Consider the following 16,494-nt stretch of genomic DNA (forward strand, 5'->3'; position numbering starts at 1 on the left):
GCTAGTTCTTCTTGGCGGCCTGGCGACGCTCGGCGCGGTTGCTCGCCGCGGCCTGACCGGAGGCCGTGGCCGCGTTGCCGAACGCGGAGCCCTGCTCCGGCTCGGCGGCCGCTTCGGCCTCGGCCTGGGCGCGCTGCGCACGAGCGGTCGCGGCCTGCTCGAGGCGACCCTTCTCGTCGCGGACCTCGACCTCGCCATCGATCGACGGCGCCGAGTACTCGAGGCCGGAGACCTCGTCCTCGCCGAGACCCTTGGCCTCGATCACCGCGTTCTCGCCGTCGGACTGCACCTGGACCTCGAGGTTGAACAGGTAGCCGACCGACTCTTCGCGGATCTGTCCCATCATCGTCTGGAACAGTGCGTAGCCCTCGCGCTGGTACTCGACCAGCGGGTCGCGCTGCGCCATGGCGCGGAGGCCGATGCCGTCCTTCAGGTAGTCCATCTCGTACAGGTGGTCGCGCCAGCGGCGGTCGATCACCGAGAGCACCACGCGACGCTCGAGCTCACGCATCGCCTCGTCGCCGAGGAGCTCCTCACGCTGCTGGTAGGCCAGCTTGGCGTCCGAGAGGATCTCGCGGGCCAGGAAGTCACGCGACGCCTTGCCCTTCGAGCCGGCCTCGGTGATGACCTCGTCGATGGAGATCGAGATCGGGTAGAGCGTGCCGAGCTCGGTCCACATGGCGTCGAGGTCCCAGTCGTCCGGGGAGCCTTCGCCGGTGTGGCTGTCGATCACGTCGTCGATGACGGCCTTGAGGAACGACTGCGCGCGGTCGTGCAGGTCGTCGCCCTCGAGGATGTGGCGGCGGTCGCTGTAGATCGCCTCGCGCTGGCGGTTCAGGACGTCGTCGTACTTCAGGACGTTCTTGCGGATCTCGGCGTTGCGGCCCTCGACCTGCGCCTGGGCGGACCGGATCGCACGGCCGACGAGCTTGTTCTCGATCGCCAGGTCGTCCGGCACGTTCGAGCGGCCCATCAGGCTCTCGGCGGCACCGGAGTTGAACAGGCGCATCAGGTCGTCGGTCAGCGACAGGTAGAAGCGGCTCTCGCCCGGGTCACCCTGGCGGCCGGAACGACCACGCAGCTGGTTGTCGATGCGGCGCGACTCGTGGCGCTCGGTGCCGAGCACGTAGAGGCCGCCGACGGCGCGGACCTTGTCGCCCTCTTCCTCGACCTCGGCCTTGACGCGGGCGAACACGTCGTCCCACGCGGCCTCGTACTCGTCGGGGGTCTCGGTCGGTGACAGGCCCTTGGCGTGCATCTCCTGCACTGCGAGGAACTCCGCGTTGCCGCCGAGCATGATGTCGGTACCACGACCGGCCATGTTCGTCGCGACGGTCACGGCGCCGAAGCGACCGGCCTGGGCGACGATCGCGGCTTCACGGGCGTGGTTCTTCGCGTTGAGGACCTCGTGCTTGACGCCCTGCTTGGCGAGGAGCTTCGACAGGTACTCGGACTTCTCGACGCTCGTGGTGCCGACGAGGACGGGCTGGCCCTTCTCGTGGCGCTCCGCGATGTCCTCGGCGACCTGCTCGAACTTCGCCTTCTCGTTCTTGTAGACGAGGTCCGTCTGGTCGATGCGCTGCATCGGCTTGTTCGTCGGGATGGGCACGACGCCGAGCTTGTAGGTCGACATGAACTCGGCCGCCTCGGTCTCGGCGGTACCGGTCATCCCGGAGAGCTTCTGGTAGAGGCGGAAGTAGTTCTGCAGCGTGACGGTGGCGAGGGTCTGGTTCTCGGCCTTGACCTCGACGCCCTCCTTCGCCTCGATCGCCTGGTGGATGCCCTCGTTGTAGCGGCGGCCCATCAGGATGCGGCCGGTGTGCTCGTCGACGATGAGCACCTCGCCGTTCATCACGACGTAGTCCTTGTCCTTCTTGAACAGGGCGACGGCCTTGATCGAGTTGTTCAGGAACGAGATGAGCGGGGTGTTCGCCGACTCGTACAGGTTCTCGATGCCGAGGTAGTCCTCGACCTTCTCGATGCCGGGCTCGAGGACACCGACGGTTCGCTTCTTCTCGTCGACCTCGTAGTCCTCGCCCGGGGTGAGGCGCTTGGCGATCGAGGCGAACTCGGTGAACCAGCGGTTGGCCTCGCCCGAGGACGGACCGGAGATGATGAGCGGCGTGCGGGCCTCGTCGATGAGGATCGAGTCGACCTCGTCCACGACGGCGAAGAAGTGGCCGCGCTGCACCATGTCCGAGGCCTGCCACGCCATGTTGTCGCGCAGGTAGTCGAAGCCGAACTCGTTGTTCGTGCCGTACGTGATGTCGGCGGCGTACTGCTCGCGGCGCTCGGCCGGGCTCTGGTTGGCGATGATGCAGCCGGTGGTCATGCCGAGCGCGCGGAAGACGCGGCCCATGATCTCGGACTGGTACGACGCCAGGTAGTCGTTGACCGTGATGACGTGCACGCCGCGCGACGGGATCGCGTTGAGGTACGCGGCGGTCGTCGCGACGAGGGTCTTGCCCTCACCGGTCTTCATCTCGGCGATGTTGCCGAGGTGCAGCGCGGCGCCACCCATGAGCTGCACGTCGAAGTGCCGCATGCCCAGGGTCCGCTTCGCGGCTTCACGCACGGCGGCGAACGCCTCGGGCAGGAGGTCGTCGAGGGTCTCGCCGTTGGCGTACCGCTCGCGCAGCTCCTTGGTCTCGTCGTGGAGTTCCTCGTCGGTGAGGCTCGAGAAGTCGTCCTCGAGGTCGTTGATGGCCGAGGCGTACGCCTTCAGCCGACGGAGGGTTCGTCCTTCGCCGATGCGGAGGACCTTCTCCAGCACGTTTGCCACGTGAACTCCTTACGAGGTCGTCGCGCGCGACCTGCGCGCCCGATCGACCAGTCATGCTAGCAACCTGCGAACGCACGGCGCTGTGAGCGGCGCGGCTCTCGCGGACACGGGTGTGCGCGGCCCGCGAACGGACCGCGCACACGGTGCGGGACCGGAGGTCCCGCGTCGGATCAGGCGATCGCGGCTGCGCGCTCCGCGTCGGTGTCCGCGTCGACCGAGGCCGGCGCCTGGCCGGCGGGCACCTCGTCGATGCCGATCACGCCGTAGTCCCAGCCCTTGCGTCGGTACACGACACTCGGACGGCGGGTCTCGGCGTCGAGGAACAGGTAGAAGTCGTGCCCGACGAGCTCCATGTAGTACAGGGCGTCGTCGACCGTCATCGGGGCGGCCTCGAAGACCTTGTGCCGGATGACGACCGGGCTGTAGACCTCGTTCTCGTCCTCGGCGGTCTCCTGGTCGACGACCGGGACGGCACCGGTCGCGACGTCCTCGATGAGCTTGCCGTCGGCCGGGACGACACCCATGCCGTCGAAGCCGCTGCCGGAGGCCTCGGCGACCGAGGTGGGGCGGTGCCGGCCGTGGTGCACCTTGCGGCGGTCACGCGCCCGACGGAGGCGTTCCATGATCCGCGCGAAGGCGAGGTCGAAGGCGGCGTACTTGTCCGACGCCGCGGACTCGGCCCGCACGAGCGGCCCCGGTCCGATCAGCGTGAGCTCCACGCGGTCCTCGCCCTGGCTGCCGCTCGACTTCTCGTGGTGGCGGCTGATGCGCACCTCGAACGCGAGGGCGCGGTCGGCGAGCACGTCGATCTTCTCGGACTTCTGTTCGACGTAGGTGCGGAAACGGTCGGTGACCCCGACGTTCCGGCCCGTGATCGTCACGTCCATGTGGCGGCTCCCATCCAGTGTCGGCGCGTCGCCTCCGTCCGGCGACCCGAACGCCTTGCCGCGAGGCTAGACCCGGTGCACTGTCGGCGTCACGGGGAGACGGCGAGTCCGCCGCACACTCACCGGACACACAGAGGACACCGGGTGTTCACCGAGCATCAGTCGTCGACGCTCGCCACCGCGACGCAGCGCACCACCCGCCCGCCCGCAGCCCGCACCGCACGGACGCCCTCCGCCATCGTCACGCCCGTCGTGACGACGTCGTCGACGAGCACGACGTCGCGGCCGTCGACGCCGGTCGCACGCAGGGTCCCGACGGTCGCCGCGACGCGTTCCACCGCCGACCGCTCCTTCTGCCCCGGTCCGGATCGCCGGCGTCCGGTCGGCACGCGGACGAGCCGACCCGTGTGCCGGACACCACCACGGGCGAGCAACAGCACCACCGGGTCGAACCCACGCCGTCGGGCACCCGCCCGGGACGGCGGCACCCGGAGCACCACGGTGCCGTCCGGTGCCGCGGCGAGCGCCGCGCGGACGAGTGCACCGAAGCGGACGCCGAGCGGACGGGCGACGTCGACCCGGCCCCGGAGCTTGAGTTCGAGTACCAGGGTGCGGACCAGCCCCTCGTACTCGAAGGCCGCGTCGAGCCGGACGCCGGCGACCAGCCGGACCCGCCGGGGCCGTGCGGCGAGCGCCGCGCGGCACGGTGGGCAGAGCGCGCGGTCCGGGCGGCCACACCCCAGGCAGGTGACGGGCAGGAAGAGCCCGAGCACGGCGAGCAGGGCGTCGCGCCACGGGCTGGAGGCATCATCAGTGGGCACGCCCACGACTGTGGTGGTGACCGGACGACGGCGGTGGACCGGTGCGCCGGACGGTGGACGGGCCTCCGGGCCGGGTGGGGTGTGGAGGACCGTCGTGTCAGCGCTGGACGCCCAGCACGTCGGCGGTGACGCCCGTCGTGTCAGCGCTGGACGCCGAGCACGTCGGCGGTGACGCCCGTCGTGTCCCAGCCGCCCCCGGTGGACTGCAGGACGTCGCCGTTCGACATCCGGAGCAGCAGCGCGCCGCCGCTGCCCCCGCTGATCGCGGTGGCGCGCCCATCGGGCTTCGGCAGGGTGCTCGACTTGCCGCCGATGGTGGTTCGGACGATGTTCGGACCGGTGGGCGTCTGCCCGACCGAGGCGACGTCGGTGTCGTTCACCCACGCGGCGTCTACCGCGGTGCCGCTGGCGGCCTGCACCCGGACGGGGGCGCCGAACGAGGTCGGTGACCGGTCGGGACCGCGGATGATCGCCATCACGTACAGGCCGGGGCCGTCCGAGGTCTCGATGAGCGCGAGCGCCCTGGTCGAGTCGCGGGACACCTGGAACGACACGAGGTCGCCGCGCGGCAGGGTGGTGCGCACCTGGTGGGGGTCGCCGCCGAGGCCGTACGCGGTGATGTGACGGGTGTCGGAGTGCTGCCCCGCCCAGACGAAGCCGAGGTCGTCGACGGCGGGGGCGACGAGGTCGTCGCGGGCATCGACGCGCAGGCGGTCCTTGCCACGCACGACGACGACGCCGTCCCGGTTGCCGACGGCGGCGGTGGTGCCGGACGCCGACAGGGCGATCGAGGTCGGGTCGAGGCCGGCGATCGCGGCCCCGACGCCGCTACCGAGTTCGGCGACCTTGCCGGTGCCCGAGGCGGCGTAGCCGACGACGCCGTCCTCGTCGACCAGGGGTCGGGGGTCGACGTCGGGGTTCTGCTGGGCGTCCGCTCCCCCGGAGTCCGGCACCGACAGCGTGGCGCCCTCGATGGTCATCGACACCGACGAGATGGTGGCGACCGAGGCGAGGGACTTGCTGAGCTGTTCGCGCATCCGGACCTTGTCGACGGTGCTCGCGCGCAGGGCGTCGCTCGACAGGTCGACGAGGGCGGTGCCGCTGTCGATCGTCACCGCGTTGAGGGACAGCTGCGTGCCCTCGGGGAACGACGAGACGACGGCGCCCTTCAGCCAGTCGGCGGGACCGGCGAGCAGGGCGCTGGCGATGCGGGTGCTCGTGGAGGACCGGGCGAGGAACCAGCGCTGGTCGGGCACGAGGAAGCGGTAGGTCGGGTCGTAGAAGTACAGCGCGTGCGGCTGGAACACCGACTCGAAGCTGACCGGCGACAGGATGATGCCGTCCGGGGCGTAGGCGATGCGCCACTCGCCGTCCTCGCGGACGAACTGGAACGTCAGCGTCGACGAGGTCGGGCGGACGGCCTGGGTGTACTCCCCCTCGGCGTCGACCGTGGCGCTGGCCGTCATCGTGTAGGTGAGCTCGCGGTCGTCAGCGCGCTCGACGGTGCCGCTGCCGTCCCGGATCGTGACGCCCTGCCGCGGGTTCCACTGCTGGGCGAAGTCGGCGGCCAGGAACTGCCGGGCGATCGCGTAGTTGTCCTGGGCTCCGGTGGCGGCGGCGATGAACCCGCGGAGGATCGCCGTCTGGTCGGACCCGGTGATCGGCTTGTCCGGCCGGAAGTCGACGCCCGAGAGCGACTCGTCCTTGATCGTCTGCCCGGTACGCACGGCCCCGTCGGTCGGGATGGCGGCGCAGGCGGTGACCGCGAGCAGGCTGACCGCGGCGAGCGCGACGGCGAGGACGTGGCGGATCGGGTGGCGCATCAGGACTCCTCTCGCACGGCTCGGGGGCCGTCGTACGACTCGTCGAGCTCGGGCAGCGGGATGGCCGAGGTGGCGGTCGTGCCCTGCTCGTTGCGGGGCAGGGTGAGCACGAACGTCGAGCCCTCGCCCGGTCGGGACCACACGTCGATGCGACCGCCGTGGAGCTTCGCGTCGCCGAGGCTGATCGCCAGTCCGAGGCCGGTGCCCCCGATGGTGCGCTTGCGGCTCGGGTCGGCACGCCAGAAGCGGTCGAAGACGCGGGCGGTGTCCTCGGGCGGCATGCCGACGCCCTGGTCGCGGACGGCGATGGCGACGGTGCGCGCGTCGCTGTCGACGACGACCTGCACGGGTTTCGCGTCACCGTGCTCGACGGCGTTGCCGACGAGGTTGCGGAGGATGCGGCGGACGCGCTTGGCGTCGAGGCGCATCGTGGTGTGGCCGCCGGGGGTCGCGAGCTGCAGCTCGACGCCGGCGCGTTCGGCGAGGGGACGGAATTCGTCCACGATGTCCGCGGCGAGGGACGCCGGCACCACGGGCGCGGTGTCGAGCTGCACCGCCTGGGCGTCGTACCGCGAGATCTCGAGCAGGTCGGCGAGGAGCATCTCGAAGCGTTCTACCTGCGCGTGCAGGAGCTCGGCGGACCGGCCGACCGATGGTTCGAACGCGTGCCGGGAGTCGTAGAGCATGTCGCCGGCGAGCCGGATCGTGGTGAGCGGGGTGCGGAGCTCGTGCGACACGTCGGACACGAACCGCTGCTGCACGCGGGAGAGCTCGGCGAGCTGGGTGATCTGGCGGCTGACCGCCTCGGCCATCCCGTTGAAGCTCCGCGCCAGGGTCGCCAGGTCGTCCTGCCCGCGCACCGGGATGCGTTCGTCGAGGCGCCCCGCGGCGATCTTCCGGCTCGTCTCGGCGGCACCGCGGATCGGCACCACGACGAGCCGGACGACGAGCGACGTGACCAGGGCGATGAGCACCATGAGCGCCACACCGCCGATCGAGAGCGTCTGGGAGACGAAGTCCAGGGTCTGCTGCGCATCGGAGAGGTCGTAGACCAGGTAGAGCTCGTACTGGCCGGCGCTCGGGATCTGCAGCGTGGACCCGACGGCGAGCCCCGGCACCCGGCGCCCGTCGTCGTCGAGTTCGACGGGCTGCAGGCTGAGGCGACCGGTGTTCTGCCCGACCTCCTTGCGCAGGGCATCGGTGATCACCGCGTCCGGGAAGTCCTGGCTGGCGATGGTCTGCAGCGTCTGCGGGGTGGACTGGCCCGGGCTCCGCTCGATGGCGATGCTCGTACCGCCCGGACTCGTCGTGTTCGACAGGATCGCCTGCTGCGCCTCGTTCTGCAGGGTCTCCAGCTCGGACTGGTTGTTGTCCTCGGCCGCCGTCGCCGCGTCGAAGATCCCCTGGGCGACGATGGTGGCCCGGGCCGACTCGGACTCGATCTGGTCGCGGCGCTGCGAGTAGACGTTCGTCGAGATGCTCACCATGACCGCGGTGCCGATGATCGCCACCGCGAGCCCCGTCGTCATCACGGTGATGGCGACCGAGCGGAACATGAGCGACCGCCGCCACAGGTACGCGATCGGGCGCCAGGCGCGTCGGAGCCAGCGCCGCATCCGGCGACGGCTGCGGTCGACGACGCCGATCGAGACGGTGGCGCCGCCGGCCCCACCGGCGCTGCCGGCCCCGCCGGCGCGGCCCGAGCCGCGTGCCGAGCCCGACGGGCGCGTCGAGCCCGACGGGCGCGTCGAGGGCGGCACGGTGCTCAGGCTCCTCCGGCGCGGTACCCGACGCCGCGGACCGTGGTGACGGTCTTCGGGTTGTCCGGGTCGTGCTCGATCTTCGCGCGGAGCCGCTGCACGTGGACGTTCACCAGGCGGGTGTCCGCCTTGTAGTGGTAGCCCCAGACCTGCTCGAGCAGCATCTCGCGGGTGAACACCTGGTTCGGCTTCTCGGCGAGCGCCCGGAGCAGGTCGAACTCGAGCGGCGTGAGCGCGATCACGGTGTCCCCGCGGCGTACCTCGTGTCCGGCGACGTCGACCGTGACGTCGCCGACGTGCAGCACGGTGGCGTCGGACGCGCTCGGCCGCAGGCGGGTCCGGATGCGGGCGACGAGTTCCTTCGGGTTGAAGGGCTTCACGACGTAGTCGTCGGCGCCGTTCTCGAGCCCGAGGACGACGTCGGCGGTGTCGCTCTTCGCCGTGAGCATGATGATCGGCGTGCCGCTCTCGGCACGGATGCGCTTGCACACCTCGATGCCGTCGATGCCGGGCAGCATGACGTCGAGCAGGACGAGGTCCGGCTTGGTGGCGTGGAACGCGTCGACGGCGTCGTTGCCGTCGGCGCTGAACTCGGGTTCGTACCCCTCGGAGCGGAGCACGATGCCGATCATCTCGGAGAGGGCCTGGTCGTCGTCGACGACGAGGATGCGCGGTGTCATGTGATCTGGACTCCGGGTGGCGTGCGGGAGTGCCGTGGTCGGCACGTGTCCCCACACGATAGCCGAGGCCCCGCCACGCGGGGTTTTCCGCCAGGATGGGGGTGGACCGCGCATCGCTGGCTCGGTCCGACACGACGAGGGGGCTGGAGTCATGTCCGATTGGCACACACCGGGCGGTGGGCAGCAGGGTGCGCCGACGCCGCCGTCGTCCGGACCGGCGCAGGGACCAGGACCCCGGCCTGGAGGCCCGCCCCGCTTCTCCGTGCCGCCGCAGCCCGCCCCGGGGCCGGGTCCGGGGCGACCGGGCGGACCGTCCGGCGGCTCGCGTCCGGTGATCCCGCTGCGCCCGCTCGGCCTCGGTGACGTCCTGGCCGGCGCGTTCACGGTGTTCCGCCGGAACGCCCGCGTGCTGCTCCTCTGGAGCGTGCTGCTGAGCGGCGTGCTCGGCCTGCTCTCGACGCTGGCCAGCACCTTCGGGCAGCAGGCGCTGCAGTCGCGGATGTTCTCGGCCCTCGACGGCGGCAGCGGTGCCGACTCGGTGGTCGCGGGCACGCTGACGCTCACGGCACTGCTCTCGGTCGTGCTGCCGTTCCTCGCCTACCTCGGCCGCGGGTTCCTGGTGGCGCCGGTCGCCGCGGACACCGGGCAGCGGGTGCTCGGCCGTCGAGCCACGTTCCGGGGGCTGTGGGCGCTGCTCGCCGGTCGTCGGTGGTCCGTCGTCGCCTGGATGCTCGTGCAGATCGGGGCCGGCGTGGTCCTCGCGATCCTGGCCGGGCTCGTGTTCTTCGGGGTGTTCGCGGCCATGGGGGCCGCGGACTCCGGCACCGGGTGGTTCGTGCTGGCGCTCGTGCTGTTCGTGCTCGGGATCGGTGTCGTCGTCGTGTGGCTCGCCACGCGCTTCGTGCTCACCGTCCCGACCATCGCGCTCGAGGGCCGGCCGGTCTTCGCCGCTGCCGCCCAGTCGTGGCGCCTGACCCGCGGGGCCTTCTGGCGGACCTTCGGCATCCTGCTGCTCGTGCAGCTCGTGTTCGGGTTCGCCGCGTCCATCGCGTCGATCCCGCTCACCATCGGCGCCGTGCTCATCGCAGGCACCTTCGACCCCCTCGGGCAGACGGGCGGCACGTCGGGTGCCGGTACCGGTGCGGTCATCGCCATCGTCGTCGGGAGCCTGCTCGCGATCGCGGTGCAGTGCATCACCGACGTGCTGAGCGCGTCGATCACCACGTTCCTCGCCATCGACCGGCGGATCCGCACCGAGGCCCTCGACCAGCGGATCGCGTCGCACCTCGACTCGGGGCAGCCGACCGACCCGTTCGCGCCGTCCGAGCCCGTCGCACGCCCGCCGTGGCCGCCGCAGCAGCAGTGGGCTGGCCAGCAGTGGCAGGCGCAGCAATGGCAGGCGCAGCAGCAGCCCTGGCAGCCCGCGCAGCAGCAGCCGTGGCAGCCCGGTCACCAGCAACAGCAGCCGCCGTGGCAGCAGGGTCCGGGCCAGGCACCGCCGAACGGCAGCGCGTGACGGCGGTCGACCCGGACGAGGCGCGTCGCCTGCTCGAGCGCGAACTCGACCGGTCCGCCTACGACGGCGCCCAGGCGACGTGGTGGGACCGTGCCTCGCGCTCCTTCCTCGACTGGCTCGGGTCGCTCCGCGCCGACGGCATCGACTCCCCCGCTGCGGCCCGCACCGCACTGGTGATCGCGATCGTGGTCCTCGTCGCGGTCGTCGTGCTCGTCGTCGTCGCCCGCGGGCTCCCCCGCCGGCGCGCACGGGCCGGAGACGGTGACACCGGCGGGGTGTTCGACGCGGACGACCTGCGCTCCGCCCGGGAACTCCTCGAAGCGGCCCAGGCCGCCGTCCGTCGCGCCGACTGGTCGGCAGCGGTGCTCGACGGGTTCCGCGCGATCGCCAGGGGCCTCGGCGAGCGCGACCTGGTGCCCGACGTGCCCGGAGCCACCGCGCGGACGATCGCCGCGCGGGGTGCCGTGCCGTTCCCCGCGTCGGCCGGTGCACTCGACGCGGCAGCGACCGCCTTCGACGCGGTCCGGTACCTCGGTGGCGAGGCCGACGAGGCCGCGGCCCTCCGCGTGCTCGACACCGAGCGCTCCGTCCGGCGGGCCCGCCCCGCCCGGGCCGAGGGACCGGTGGTGCCGGCATGACGACCGACACCGCCACGCGGACGAGCGCCGAAGCGACTCCTGCTCCGGCTCCGGCCGAGGGACGCCGGTTCCGCGTCGGGTTCTGGGTCGCCATCGTCCTGGTCGGCGTCCTGCTCGCCGCCCTGACCGCCCTCGTGCAGGGCACCGACCCGGACGCACCGCGCGCACTCGACCCGACCTCGACGACGGCCAGTGGTTCGGCCGCCCTGGTCCGGGTGCTCGAGCAGCGGGGCACCGCGGTCTCCGTCACCGACACGGTCGACGGCGTCGGCGGGATCGACGGCGGCACGGTGTTCATCGACGACGCCGACGGGGCGCTCGACCCCGCCGTCGCGGAACGCATCGCCCGCACGGCGCGGCACGTCGTGGTCGTCGGCACGAGCGGCGCCGGACTCGAGGCGCTCGGACTCCGGGTCGACCCGGCCGTCCAGGTCGACGGCGACGCCACCGTCTCGACGGCCTCGTGCGGGATCCCGGCGGCGGCCTCGGCTGCCCGGGTCACCACCGCCGGCTCCGGGTACACCGTGCACGACGAGGCCGCCGCGCGGTGCGCGCCGACGGGCGACCGCGGCTCGCGCGTCTGGGGTCTCGTGCGCACCGCGACGCCGGGCGGCGACGTCACCCTGCTCGGCACGACCTCGGCGTTCCGGAACGACACGATCACCACCGCCGGGAACGCCGCGCTCGCCCTCGGGCTGCTCGGCGCCGACGAGCGACTCGTCTGGTACACCCCGGCCGTCGGCACCCCCGACGCCGCTCCTACCCTCGGAGAGCTCGCCCCGCCGTGGGTCCCGAGCGCCCTCGCACTGCTCACCCTCGTCGCCGTCGCGGCCGGCGTCTGGCGGGGCCGACGGCTCGGCCCGCTCGTCGTCGAGCGGTTGCCCGTCGTCGTCCGTGCTGCCGAGACCACCGAGGGGCGCGCCCGGATGTACGCCCGCACCCGTGACCGCACCCACGCCCTCGACACCCTGCGCGTCGCCGCCGTCCGCCGCATCGGCCGGATGCTCGGACTGCCCCGATCGGCCCACGTCGACGAGGTCGTCCGGGCCGCGGCCCAGGCCACCGGCATTCCGCACACCCGTGTCGGTGCCGTGCTCGTCGGCGGGACCACCGACGACGACCGTGCGCTCGTCGACGGCACCGCGGCGCTCGACGACCTCGAACGCGCCGTGCGCCGGGCGACCTCCGGCGACCGACCGACCTCTGACCCCGACCGACCAGGAGCACGACCGTGACCGACCTGCCCCCTGCCACCACCGAGCACACCGCGCCGGAGCACGACCCCACGACCGCGGCCGGCTCCGACCTGCGCGACGCGTTCGGCCGGGTCCGCGCCGAGGTCGCGAAGGCCGTCGTCGGCCAGGAGGGTGCGGTGTCCGGAATGATCGTCGGACTCCTCGCGCAGGGGCACGTGCTGCTCGAGGGCGTCCCCGGTGTCGCGAAGACCCTGCTCGTCCGCAGCCTCGCCGCCGCGATGACGCTCGACACGAAGCGCATCCAGTTCACACCGGACCTGATGCCCGGCGACGTCACCGGGTCGCTCGTCTACGACGCCTCGACCGGCACGTTCCCGTTCCGCGAGGGCCCCGTCTTCACGAACGTCCTGCTCGCCGACGAGGTCAACCGCACGCCGCCGAAGACCCAGTCGGCCCTGCTCGAGGCGATGGAGGAACGCCAGGTGAGCGTCGACGGCGACGCCCGGGCGCTGCCCGACCCCTTCTTCGTCGCCGCGACGATGAACCCCATCGAGTTCGAGGGCACGTACACGCTGCCCGAGGCGCAGCTCGACCGGTTCCTGATGAAGCTGACCCTCGACATCCCGCCGCGCGACGTCGAGTGGCAGGTGCTCCGGCGCCACGCCGACGGGTTCGTGCCGCGTGACGTCCGGTCGGCCGGCATCACCCCGGTGGTCGGCGTCGACGAGGTGGTCCGTGCGCAGCGTGCCGTCCGCGCCGTCGGCGCCCGCGACGACGTGCTCGCGTACATCGTCGACCTCGCCCGGGCCACCCGGCAGGCACCGTCCGTCCGCGTCGGTGTCAGCCCCCGCGGTGCGACGGCACTGCTCGCCGCCGCCAAGGCCTGGGCCTGGCTCACCGGCTACGACGCGATCACCCCGGACCACGTGCAGGCCATGGCCCTGCCGGTCTGGCGGCACCGCCTGCGGGTCGCCGCCGACGCCGAGCTCGAGGGCGTCGGCGCCGACGGCGTGCTCCAGCAGGTGCTCGAGCAGGTGCGGGTGCCGATCTAGTGGCGGTCTCCGGCCGGTTCGTCGCGCTCCTCGCCGTCGCCCTCGTGCCCACCGTGCTGCTCGGCAGCGGGTGGGCCGGTCTGGCGTGGGTCGGGGTGGTGCTGCTCGCCGCGGCGCTCGACGTCGTGCTCGCCGCCGACCTGCGACGGGTCCGCGTGGAGCGGCGGATGCCCCGGCTCGCTCGACGCGACAGCACCGCGGACGGCACCCTCGTGCTCGCCAACGACGGCTCCCGCACGGTCCGCGGTGTGGTCCGCGACATGTGGGAGCCGTCGGCCGGCCACCGTCCCCGTCGGATCCGGATGGCGGTCCCCGCCGGGGAGCGGCGGACGGCCCGGATGCGCTTCACACCGTTCCGTCGTGGTCGACGCCGCACCACCGGGGTCGCCCTGCGGTCCTTCGGTCCCCTGGGCCTCGCCGCACGGCAGCGGGTCGTCGCGGCACCGGGCGAACTCGTCGTGACGCCGCCGTTCCGCTCCCGGCGGCACCTGCCGTCACGGTTGGCACGGCTCCGCGAGCTCGACGGCGAGACCACGCTGCAGCTCCGCGGGCACGGCACCGAGTTCGACTCGCTGCGCGACTACGTGCGCGGCGACGACGTGCGGTCCATCGACTGGCGCGCGACCGCGCGGCGGCAGGACCTCGTCGTCCGGACCTGGCGCCCGGAACGCGACCGGCGCGTCGTCGTCGTGGTCGACGCGGGCCGGGCGGGTGCCGGCCGTGTCGCCGACGAACCCCGACTCGACACGTTCATCGAGTCGGCGTTGCTCCTCGGTGCCCTCGCGGCAGCCGCCGGTGACCGCGTCGACCTGGTGGTCCTCGACGACACGGCGCACGACCGTGTGCACGGCGCCACCCGCACCGACGTCGTGCAGCGCTTCGGCGAGGCACTCGCGATGGCCGAACCGGGGCTCGCCGCGACCGACTGGGCATCCGTCCCCGCGCTCGTCGACTCGATCACGACCTCGCGCGCCATGGTCGTGCTCGCCTCGAGCCTCGACTCCGTCGGCGCCTCGGGCGACCTGCTCGCCGTGCTCCCGCGGCTGTCCCGACGGCACGCCGTCGTCGTGACGAGCATCGAGGACCCGGCCGTCCAGCGGATGGCGCGCGGCGGGGTGGACCCGGCCACGGCGATCCGAACCGCGCGGGGTGGACGGGTGCCTGGCCTCCCGACCGGCGCGGAGCGCGACGTCTACCGACGCGCCGCCGCCGAACGCACCCTGCTCGACGCGGACGGTGCGGCCGACGTCGCACGGCGTTCCGGTGCCGAGGTCGTGCGCGGCGCACCGGCGGACGTCCCGCCGCTCGTCGCGGACGCCTACATCCGGGCGAAGGCCAGCGGCCGGCTCTGAACCGGGACGGACGCTAGCCGGCCACCAGGGCGGTGGAGCCACGCTCGAACTCCTCGAGGTCGCCGCGCTCCCCCGCTCGGTACGCGCGGCCGCCGAGCACCCACTGGTAGGCGAGCACCGCGACCAGGGCGAGGGTGCCGATGCCGATCTTGATCGGCCACGGCCAGTCCTGCCGCGTCACCACGCCCTCGACGATGCCGGACAGCAGCAGGGTCAGGGTCAGGCCGATCGCGATGGTGATGAGTGCGCGGCCGTCCTCGGCGAGGGCCTGGGCGCGCGTGCGTCCGGGCCCCGGTGCCACCCACGACCAGAAGATCATCAGCCCCGCACCGCCCGCGAGGAACACCGAGTAGAGCTCGAGCTGCCCGTGCGGGGAGATGTAGAGGAAGAAGTCGGCCAGGCGTCCCTGGGAGTGCATGATCGCGGCGGAGACCCCGAGGCTGACGGCGTTCTGCATGATCGAGAACGGCACGAAGACGCCGGTGATGCCGAACGCCACCATCGTCGCGGCGATGTAGGCGTTGTTCGTCCAGACCTGCGCGGTGAAGGCCCCGAGGCCACGGTCGGAGTAGTAGTCGACGAAGTCCTGCGTGGCGTACCGGCGCAGGGCCTCGTCGCTGCCGAACGTCGCCGTCGCACCGGGGGTGGTGGTGATCCAGACGGCGACGATCGCCGCGATCGCCACCGTCGCGAGCGCGACCCAGATGCTCACCCAGCGGATCCGGTAGAGCGCCGCGGGCAGCTGCCGCGTGAAGAACAGGGTGACCGCGGTCAGCGGGTCGACGGGGGTGCCCGTGAACCGCAGGCGGGCGCGGAACAGCGTCAGCGAGAGCCGGTCGCCGGTCACGGTGCGCGGTGCGGCGCCCCGGATGCGGGCGAGGTCGGTCGCCGCCTCTTGGTAGCCGGCGACGAGCCGGTCGACGTCCGCTCCGGACCGGTGCCGGGCACGCGCCAGACGGTCGAGCTCCTGCCACCGGTCACGGTGCACCTCGGTGTAGGCATCCAGGTCCACGTGTTCCCCCTCAGGTCGCGCGATCTCCGACAGAATGATCCCATGCCGAAGCCCCGCACGCCGCGTGACCTCGCCGACGCCCGGTTCTCGCGCGACCTCGACGAGACCGCCGACGAGCTGGTGGTGGGCGAGGGCGTCGCGCTCGACGTCCAGCCGGCCGGACTCGTGCTGCGGCTCGCGGCCGCGCTGCTGGACGGCCTGTGCGTCCTCGTCCTGTTCGTCCTCGCGCTGTTCGGCGTCTCGCGGCTCTGGCCGAGGGGACTCGAACCAGCCTGGGGCGCAGCGCTCGGCATCGTGCTGCTCGTCGTCGTGCTCGTGCTGGTCCCCGCCGCGGTCGAGACCGTGACGAAGGGGCGGAGCGTCGGACGGTTCGCCACCGGCACCCGGGTCGTCCGGCTCGACGGCGGCGCGATCGGGTTCCGGCACGCCTTCACCCGGGCGCTCGTCGGCCTGTTCGAGCTCTGGATGACGTTCGGCTCGGTCGCCCTGCTCGTCGCGCTGTTCGGCAGTCGGCCGCGACGACTCGGGGACCTGCTCGCGGGCACGATCGTGCAGCACGAGCGGCTGCCGAAGCAGCGGGAACCCGAGGTGCTGCTGCCTCCGGAGCTGACGGCGTGGGCAGGCGTCGCGGACGTCTCGGCGCTGCCGCAGCGGTTGGAGAACCGACTGGGTGCGTTCTTCCGCGGGGCTGCACTGATGCGCCCCGAACTGCGCGAGACGGCGGCGCAGGCCCTGGCGGCCGAGGTGTCCGCGTTCGCGCACCCCGTGCCGCCCGTGCCGCCCGAGGTCTTCCTGGCCGGGGTCGTCGTGCTGCGGCGTCGACGGGACGTCCGGGCGCTGGGTGCCCGCGCCGAACTGCTCACCGCCGCGGGGGCGACGGCGGCGGCACCCCCGCCGGGCTTCCCGCGCTGACGCGGCGCCGGGCTGCCCGCGGCGCCGGGCTGCCCGCGGCGCCGGGCTGCCCGCAAGACACCG

General features: G+C 72.8%; 13 protein-coding genes. 6 read left to right on the forward strand and 7 right to left on the reverse strand.

Features of this window, described 5'->3' with window-relative positions; genetic code table 11:
- Position 1: 1 nt before the first annotated feature.
- The 6 genes from secA to mtrA form a co-directional block, all read right to left on the reverse strand.
- Positions 2-2,782 carry a preprotein translocase subunit SecA gene (secA, locus tag DEJ30_RS10480; protein WP_110861166.1) on the reverse strand — a complete coding sequence of 927 codons (2,781 nt, stop codon included), beginning with the start codon at positions 2,780-2,782 and terminating at the stop codon, positions 2-4.
- A gap of 170 nt (positions 2,783-2,952) precedes the next feature.
- Entirely contained in the window at positions 2,953-3,669 is a 717-nt protein-coding gene (gene hpf, locus DEJ30_RS10485) for a ribosome hibernation-promoting factor, HPF/YfiA family (protein WP_110861168.1), read from the reverse strand.
- Between the two features lie 158 nt (positions 3,670-3,827).
- Positions 3,828-4,490: a ComF family protein gene (locus DEJ30_RS18185; protein WP_181420095.1), complete on the reverse strand. Its 663-nt coding sequence runs from the start codon at positions 4,488-4,490 to the stop codon at positions 3,828-3,830.
- A gap of 140 nt (positions 4,491-4,630) precedes the next feature.
- Positions 4,631-6,313, reverse strand: a complete 1,683-nt coding sequence (locus DEJ30_RS10495; protein ID WP_110861172.1) for a GerMN domain-containing protein — start codon at positions 6,311-6,313, stop codon at positions 4,631-4,633.
- Positions 6,313-8,073 (reverse strand): MtrAB system histidine kinase MtrB, encoded by a 1,761-nt coding sequence (gene mtrB, locus DEJ30_RS10500; RefSeq protein WP_258369897.1) that lies wholly within the window; start codon positions 8,071-8,073, stop codon positions 6,313-6,315. The genes DEJ30_RS10495 and mtrB overlap by 1 nt, the downstream gene beginning before the upstream one ends.
- A 5-nt stretch (positions 8,074-8,078) precedes the next feature.
- Positions 8,079-8,753 carry an MtrAB system response regulator MtrA gene (mtrA, locus tag DEJ30_RS10505; protein WP_017888813.1) on the reverse strand — a complete coding sequence of 225 codons (675 nt, stop codon included), beginning with the start codon at positions 8,751-8,753 and terminating at the stop codon, positions 8,079-8,081.
- A 151-nt stretch (positions 8,754-8,904) separates the two neighbouring features.
- Here mtrA and DEJ30_RS10510 point away from each other — a divergent pair, with 151 nt between their 5' ends.
- Genes DEJ30_RS10510 through DEJ30_RS10530 form a run of 5 tightly spaced genes read left to right on the forward strand, consistent with a single transcriptional unit; the run spans position 8,905 to position 14,507 of the window.
- Positions 8,905-10,269 (forward strand): glycerophosphoryl diester phosphodiesterase membrane domain-containing protein, encoded by a 1,365-nt coding sequence (locus DEJ30_RS10510; protein ID WP_146238558.1) that lies wholly within the window; start codon positions 8,905-8,907, stop codon positions 10,267-10,269.
- Entirely contained in the window at positions 10,224-10,907 is a 684-nt protein-coding gene (locus DEJ30_RS10515) for a DUF4129 domain-containing protein (RefSeq protein ID WP_146238559.1), read from the forward strand. The genes DEJ30_RS10510 and DEJ30_RS10515 overlap by 46 nt, the downstream gene beginning before the upstream one ends.
- Positions 10,904-12,142 (forward strand): DUF4350 domain-containing protein, encoded by a 1,239-nt coding sequence (locus tag DEJ30_RS10520; protein WP_110861178.1) that lies wholly within the window; start codon positions 10,904-10,906, stop codon positions 12,140-12,142. Before DEJ30_RS10515 ends, DEJ30_RS10520 begins: the two co-directional genes overlap by 4 nt.
- Before the next feature lie 5 nt (positions 12,143-12,147).
- Positions 12,148-13,155, forward strand: a complete 1,008-nt coding sequence (locus tag DEJ30_RS10525; RefSeq protein WP_375231878.1) for an AAA family ATPase — start codon at positions 12,148-12,150, stop codon at positions 13,153-13,155.
- Positions 13,155-14,507 (forward strand): DUF58 domain-containing protein, encoded by a 1,353-nt coding sequence (locus tag DEJ30_RS10530; protein WP_110861180.1) that lies wholly within the window; start codon positions 13,155-13,157, stop codon positions 14,505-14,507. Before DEJ30_RS10525 ends, DEJ30_RS10530 begins: the two co-directional genes overlap by 1 nt.
- A 13-nt stretch (positions 14,508-14,520) precedes the next feature.
- Here the strand turns inward: DEJ30_RS10530 and DEJ30_RS10535 are convergent, their stop codons facing one another.
- Complete coding sequence (locus DEJ30_RS10535; protein WP_110861182.1) at positions 14,521-15,519, reverse strand: stage II sporulation protein M; 999 nt, start codon at positions 15,517-15,519, stop codon at positions 14,521-14,523.
- A gap of 42 nt (positions 15,520-15,561) precedes the next feature.
- On the opposite strand from DEJ30_RS10535, the gene DEJ30_RS10540 reads away from it, so the two are divergent.
- Complete coding sequence (locus DEJ30_RS10540; RefSeq protein WP_110861184.1) at positions 15,562-16,431, forward strand: RDD family protein; 870 nt, start codon at positions 15,562-15,564, stop codon at positions 16,429-16,431.
- Positions 16,432-16,494: the final 63 nt, after the last annotated feature.

The sequence above is a fragment of the Curtobacterium sp. MCPF17_003 genome (assembly GCF_003224385.1).
GTDB classification, from domain to species: Bacteria; Actinomycetota; Actinomycetes; order Actinomycetales; family Microbacteriaceae; genus Curtobacterium; species Curtobacterium flaccumfaciens.

Bases quoted from the DNA above. Each gene is read 5' to 3' on its own strand.
- DEJ30_RS10510 (WP_146238558.1), top strand. From the start codon at position 8,905: ATGTCCGATTGGCACACACCGGGCGGTGGGCAGCAGGGTGCGCCGACG.
- DEJ30_RS10540 (WP_110861184.1), top strand. From the start codon at position 15,562: ATGCCGAAGCCCCGCACGCCGCGTGACCTCGCCGACGCCCGGTTCTCG.
- mtrA (WP_017888813.1), bottom strand. From the start codon at position 8,753: ATGACACCGCGCATCCTCGTCGTCGACGACGACCAGGCCCTCTCCGAG.
- DEJ30_RS10495 (WP_110861172.1), bottom strand. From the start codon at position 6,313: ATGCGCCACCCGATCCGCCACGTCCTCGCCGTCGCGCTCGCCGCGGTC.
- DEJ30_RS10520 (WP_110861178.1), top strand. From the start codon at position 10,904: ATGACGACCGACACCGCCACGCGGACGAGCGCCGAAGCGACTCCTGCT.
- hpf (WP_110861168.1), bottom strand. From the start codon at position 3,669: ATGGACGTGACGATCACGGGCCGGAACGTCGGGGTCACCGACCGTTTC.